3 protein-coding genes are annotated in these 2,307 nt (G+C 36.1%); 1 reads left to right on the top strand and 2 read right to left on the bottom strand.

What is annotated here, in order from left to right; genetic code table 11:
- Positions 1 to 321, bottom strand: a 321-nt coding sequence (locus AC33VI_RS18390; RefSeq protein WP_491783716.1) for a hypothetical protein, incomplete at its 3' end; no start/stop codon positions are given.
- Between the two features lie 320 nt (positions 322 to 641).
- Here AC33VI_RS18390 and AC33VI_RS18385 point away from each other — a divergent pair.
- On the top strand, positions 642 to 1,190 hold the full coding sequence (locus AC33VI_RS18385; RefSeq protein WP_491783715.1) for a tyrosine-protein phosphatase: 549 nt from the start codon (positions 642 to 644) through the stop codon (positions 1,188 to 1,190).
- A gap of 781 nt (positions 1,191 to 1,971) precedes the next feature.
- On the opposite strand, the gene AC33VI_RS18380 is transcribed toward AC33VI_RS18385, so the two are convergent.
- The gene (locus tag AC33VI_RS18380) at positions 1,972 to 2,211 is read right to left on the bottom strand and encodes a hypothetical protein (RefSeq protein WP_491783714.1); all 240 of its coding nucleotides are present in this window, start codon (positions 2,209 to 2,211) and stop codon (positions 1,972 to 1,974) included.
- Positions 2,212 to 2,307: the final 96 nt, after the last annotated feature.

The following is a 2,307-nucleotide window of genomic DNA, read 5'->3' as shown; positions in this document are numbered from 1 at the left end:
CTTTGTTTGAGTCAAATTACTTGTTTGAGTTTTGGTCGATTGACCGAGACGATTGAATATCCGTGGCAGTAGGGAAAATTTAGATCTACTCCGATCCGAGTCAGAATTGATGCCCGAAAATGAATTTGGTGCCACTGAGTCATTTATTTCTGTAGAGTTTGCCGAGCGAAGCGGTTTTGACAGGCAAACTGCTGCTAAAGATACTGCAAGCCCCAACTTGAAACGTTTGTTATCGATAGATTTGACCGTATTTGTGGCGATCGCGCCAAATCCTGTATTGGATTTTGTTTTTCTATTAGATAAAAACTTCTTATGACTCATATTTTTAATAATCCATAACTTTTATGTTGCTTTTACAGTTCTCTCGGCAGACCTCAAACCAGATCTTGTCAATACCAGACGTTAGTATATAAATACTGGTAAATATTTTGTTTGAGTTGGCGGTGAATTTAGATGACAATATATATACTATTGCTGCGGGTAGGGTACAAATTGGATACAGAAATTGTCCGATCGCGATTACTTATTTCTATGGAAGATTAGCCTAAAATTCTGTTTTAGACAAGTAAAATAATCACATCGTTGATTTTAACTCTTTAAATTAAGCTATCAATCGGTTTTTATGCCTGAATTTATATTCAATGAAATTGAGCGTAGTCAAAAATTTTCGTGACGTTGGTAAGTTTCTCAATGCTGCAAGTGCTAGTCATGTTTTTCCTGAGAATGTCCTCTATCGAGGTGGCAGTATTAATGGTGTGTTCGAGCATCATGAGATCTTAAAAATTCCTACCATAGTTAATTTAAGAAAAGGTGCCGACGAAAAAACATTTAACTGTCAATATCTGCATATACCAGTAGCAGATCGGGTGGAAAATTACGAAACAAGCAGTGGCAAAGTCCGAATGTGGGTCAATAGAGTAATTAATCAAATATCTCAACCAGATGTTCGACTTCCAATTCTAATTCATTGCACGTCTGGCAAAGATAGGACTGGCGTAATTATCGCAGCCATCCTATTATTATTTAAAATTCCAGAATCTTTAATTATTCGAGAGTATCTAGCAAGTGAAGGTGTTGAGAATTCTCGCTCGATCGAACAAGCACTTCAGGGTTTTGGAGATATTAGAGGGTATCTAAATAAGGTTAAAGATAGCCAGTTGTTAATAAATAAGTTTAATAGTGCGCTCTAGCAATTTGTCGATCTTTGACTAGTAGACATGGACGTAAATAGGGTAACTGTTTATTTGGCTTAAAAATCTTCACAGTAACTAACTTACTACTTTCTATTGATTTTTTTATGGTAAGTAGATAGGGAACAATAAACATAACTATGTAAACAAGTATGAAGTCTACCCAAATCTTGACTACTAACTACTAACTACTAACTACTAACTACTAACTACTAACTACTAACTACCTCAACCAAAACTTTATTTGTGTCTTGCTACTTACTGTGGGTCGATCGCGCCTGTTATTTGAACCAATTATACCTCCATCAATTCGCTACTAATTCCAGATACAGAACTTTTAAAATAGCGATCGCCATAACTGCTATTAGATACTAAACTGCTGTAACATATAAAAAAACTTTGTTGTTTGCTAAAGCATCGGACATAACGAAGAGGAAGGATTTGATTAAGGAAAACAATGCATATTCTCGCTCACTTTCCCAGTTTTAGTCTAGATTTACTTTCGATTCGGCAAATGATTTTCTCATTCGTTCTTGACAGTTAATTTTTTTCGTACCATAAAAATATTTGGCAACAATACTTCTGACAATTTCGCGGTCGGAAAGTAATTCATTAATAATATTCGTTAAGGATTGGATGGCGGTAACTAACTCGAATCCCTGGAGTGTCGCACAATCGCGATCTAAAAAGCTTAAACCTCTAAATTGGCAGAAATTTCTAATTTCAATTAAACCACGTCCATATTCAAAACTGGAGTTTTATGCTGACAGTACTGGAAGACTCATAAACCCTTTTCCCTTTTCCCTATGCCTCTATAAAAACTATGGTTTTCAAAGTAGACGCGGTTTAGTACATGAAGAGGTATTCCTCTTCTCCCTCCCATACATATTAATCCGCTATCTGGTAGATTATCGTAGGCTTGCTGTAATAAATCCCCAACATCTTTAGTCCAGTCATTAATCGGCAAGATAATGTCTTGGCGATCGACTGCCATCAAGCAAATGAAAATTGTGTTAGCCATACAATAGAGATTTTATAAACTAGCCAGATCGCTATTCTATTTAGCGATCGCTCTGAATAATTTATACCAAATCGGGAAAAACCTCTCGCACTGCGG

Source organism: Waterburya sp., assembly GCF_058530065.1.
This window is presented reverse-complemented; position numbering and strand designations above follow the sequence as displayed.

Excerpts from the sequence above, each read along its gene's own strand:
- AC33VI_RS18385 (WP_491783715.1), top strand. The coding sequence starts at position 642 with ATGAAATTGAGCGTAGTCAAAAATTTTCGTGACGTTGGTAAGTTTCTC.
- AC33VI_RS18380 (WP_491783714.1), bottom strand. The coding sequence starts at position 2,211 with ATGGCTAACACAATTTTCATTTGCTTGATGGCAGTCGATCGCCAAGAC.